Raw genomic sequence first — 3,389 nt, 5'->3', positions numbered from 1 at the left:
CAATCTCAAACAACCGAAAATAAACGACAATCTCAAACAACCGAAAATAAACGACAATCTCAAACAACCGAAAATAAACGACGACAAGAACGCTATCAAATTTGGGGTAAATTCATCGGTGTTTTTTGTGAAAATTATGCTAAGAAACGGACAGATAGTATTGAATTAGAAATCTTAGAAAGCCTAAAGAAATATTATTTTCTATTCGGCGGCAACGTTCGTTCTACCGTCATTGAACTTTACCTAACTCCGGGCATTCCCGCAACAGTACAGCGAGAATTTCTGCTAACAATTATCTCTCAACCAATTTCCGAACAATTCAAAGAACAAGAAAACACCACAAAACTTCTCAGCAGCCTGCTACCAAACTTTTTGGCTGCGGGCGACACCCTCTTCGGAACCACTTGGCAAGATGCACTCCGCGCCCCACTAGGCAAATACTGGACTGCGGTTTCCGCCGCTGCTGTCGGCCGCGCTGCTGCATCAGATACAGCCTTGCTAGAAGTGATTTTAACGAGTACATTCAGCGATATTTTGCCAAAGAATATAGGGGATTTGACAGGGCGCAATCTCGCTGCTATTACATCAGCAATTCACAGTGGTGCGACTGATTTAGTTGCTGCTAGTTTACTAAAAATTCCCATAGAAACTATCCCGGAAAATCGGGCATCAACTATTACTTTAGTATTCAGAGAATTGTCAATTTATAGTAATGGTTCGCATCCCCTCAGTAGCGAACTGCAATTAGCTTTGGTTCAGTGGATTGTCCCGGCGATACAGCGAGCTCCTGTAGAATTCATCCGTGCGATAGATGCCCTTGCTAATAACCTATCGATACAGCAGCTTTTGGCAGAGATTCTCGAACAATTACTTCCCACACTGCCAGCATCACAAACAGCTAATATTCTTAAAAAACTCAATAACGTTCCTCCTCAACTCGAACCTTACTTACAAAAAAATGCTGATTCAAAAGAAGTGCGATCGGCCCTAGTTAAATTGTACCGCGAACAAGCCGAAAATACAGCCGATTTCAGTAATGATAACACATTAACCTCAGCCGATTTTAGTAATGATAACACATTAACCTCAGCCGATTTCAGTAGTGATAACACATTACCATTACCATCAGCCGATTTCAGTAGTGATAACACATTACCATCAGCCGATTTCAGTAGTGATAACACATTACCATCAGCCGATTTCAGTAAGGATACGGCAATGCCGTGTCCCTACCCGTTATCTATTTCAAAACTCGCAAAACTGTGTTTAGATTCCTCGCGAGATGTGGCCCTCGATGCCTCCGCAGCCATACTCGCCCTCGCCGAACAAAAAAAGCCGATACAGTTACAGCAATTGCTACTAATTTTAGCAAAATCTCCCCTCGTTGGGGTGCGCCAAAACTGTTTAAAATCTTTCATTGAAAAAGTCAACTCGCAAGTAGTTGCAACCTCAGAAATTCTGGCCGTTTTTGAAACTTTAGAAAACGATTCGACTGCCGAAATAGTCCAACTCTTATACAAATTAATAGACACTGCCATTTGGAATCATCCTTCAGGCATAAAAAGAATTGACCCCGATTTAGCAGAAGCCACATTTGATTTAACCCGCAGAATCGTTAAAAGTTCAGATCGAGATGTTATCAGCATGGGAGCAGCTTCAGCACTGATTGCTTTAAATCAAATAGCTCTTTTAGAAAAGAGAGAATTCATGCCACAGATTAGCAATTGCACCCGCATCTTACTGCGAACTGTAGACATCAGCCGCAAAGTAGATAAATTAGTTGTCACAGGATTGCTGACTAAACTCGCTAAATTTGACTCCGAGTTTTTGGCTGCTATTGTCAGAGAAGATTTGATTGTTGGCGATTCCCTGATGCCAGTACCGAATCAGTGTGCTGTGGCTGTTGCTGTTGCGAACGACTGCGGCAAAAATTCATCGCTGCTAGATGAGATTTTAAACGATGGTAGAATTCCCAATGAGGTCAAAAGTCGTATTATTCGCGATCGAGAAGCTTGAGAATACGAGTTGTTTCATGATTTAATAAAAAAAATGCCATGCTTGAATTAAATAGAATCCAATCCATTGCCCAATCTTATACTCCACAAGAGCTATTTGCTGCTTTGGTTTGGCAGCGCCAATTCAATGAATTCAATGGTGAAGAAGTCATTACAGACCTTGCTAACCACTCTTCTTTATGGGCAAGCTTCATATTCTCAAAGCCCATTTTTGCACCCGATGAGAAAGGTTTAAGCTTTAATGGCGTACTCGATACGCTGTTAGCAATGGCAAATTATCGCCCCATGCCCGAAACTAGCATTATCCATTATATTCCCTACCCAGCCGACACACTTTACTTGCTAACAGAAAACCGAGATACAACCGTGTCTCAGCTTGTAGACTTCGGCAAAAAGTGGCGGGCTGACTCAGTTGAAGTATGTGATGGAAAAAATGAGGAGTATGGCTGGCAACTCAAACGTCGGTTAATAGCTAGACTAGAAGGAACACTTTGGGGTGACAATCCTCAACAAGCTCAGGATGCAGTCGTTATTTCTTACTGGTGGGATTAATTTAGGGCTAATGATAAATGGTCGAGCATTCTTTTATTGAGTTGTTGATTGATACTACCATCACTTTAGAAAAAACATTTTATCCCCATTTGCGACAACAGCAAACTGAAATTACTGCTTTCTTACAACAACAGCATGAATATTACTGTTGGAAACTACTCCAGAGCGATCGGACGGGAAAAGGCATCATTACTGGGTTTCTGATTAATCAATTTTTTCATACCTATGATTGCTGTATGAAATACATAAACAGATGGGCGATTCAACACAACACAAGTTGACTCTTGATTGGGATGGGTATAATGAGATTTTTTGGCCGGAGATTGATTGAATTTGTTTGATACAATTCCCAAACTACATGATACAAACAACAGCCATTATCGCGCGACCCCTTGAGGTTAATGTTGCGATTCTTCATTTTTCCCTTCAGGACTAATCGTGCGATCGCTACTTTGTGGGTGTTCAGTCTGGTACGACGAAGCCGCCTTGGTCAATAAATACGCCACCAGAGAGCTCAGGGAACGCTGCTCGCTCTGGGCCCATACTTCCAACACTTGCTTGACTTCCTTATCCAGGTAGGCTGTAATTACGTCTGCCTTTCTTCGGCTTGGCACTTTTATATCAATCTATACAACTCCTGTCATCTTACCGCTTGCAAAGCTAAAAACTGTCTGTTACAGTATATAGCAGTAACTTACTGTAACAGACCGCTCGAAATCAAAGCCAGCAGTACAAGCTCGAAATCAAAGCCAGCAGTACAAGCTCACAATCAAAGCCAGCAGTACAAGCTCACAATCAAAGCCAGCAGTACAAGCTCACAAT

General features: G+C 41.8%; 3 protein-coding genes and 1 pseudogene. 3 read left to right on the top strand and 1 reads right to left on the bottom strand.

The features are described 5' to 3' along the window. The 3 genes and pseudogenes from QT974_RS30400 to QT974_RS30390 all read left to right on the top strand — a co-directional run. Positions 1–2,016 (top strand): annotated as a pseudogene (locus tag QT974_RS30400) (hypothetical protein); the annotation flags it as partial. A 38-nt stretch (positions 2,017–2,054) separates the two neighbouring features. After that, the gene (locus tag QT974_RS30395; protein WP_293183646.1) at positions 2,055–2,567 is read left to right on the top strand and encodes a hypothetical protein; all 513 of its coding nucleotides are present in this window, start codon (positions 2,055–2,057) and stop codon (positions 2,565–2,567) included. Positions 2,568–2,584: 17 nt separating this feature from the next. Beyond that, the gene (locus tag QT974_RS30390; protein WP_333472103.1) at positions 2,585–2,848 is read left to right on the top strand and encodes a hypothetical protein; all 264 of its coding nucleotides are present in this window, start codon (positions 2,585–2,587) and stop codon (positions 2,846–2,848) included. 117 nt (positions 2,849–2,965) lie between these two features. On the opposite strand, the gene QT974_RS30385 is transcribed toward QT974_RS30390, so the two are convergent. Continuing rightward, positions 2,966–3,181: a ribbon-helix-helix domain-containing protein gene (locus tag QT974_RS30385; protein WP_293323372.1), complete on the bottom strand. Its 216-nt coding sequence runs from the start codon at positions 3,179–3,181 to the stop codon at positions 2,966–2,968. Positions 3,182–3,389: the final 208 nt, after the last annotated feature.

It is taken from the genome of Microcoleus sp. BM001215392, from assembly GCF_036700185.1.
Taxonomy (GTDB): domain Bacteria; phylum Cyanobacteriota; class Cyanobacteriia; order Cyanobacteriales; family Microcoleaceae; genus Microcoleus.
Note: the sequence above shows the minus strand (reverse complement) of the source record. Positions and strands in the feature narration are given on the sequence as shown.

What these genes read in the sequence shown, in the direction of transcription:
- QT974_RS30395 (WP_293183646.1), top strand. Translation starts at nt 2,055, where the DNA reads ATGCTTGAATTAAATAGAATCCAATCCATTGCCCAATCTTATACTCCA.
- QT974_RS30390 (WP_333472103.1), top strand. Translation starts at nt 2,585, where the DNA reads ATGGTCGAGCATTCTTTTATTGAGTTGTTGATTGATACTACCATCACT.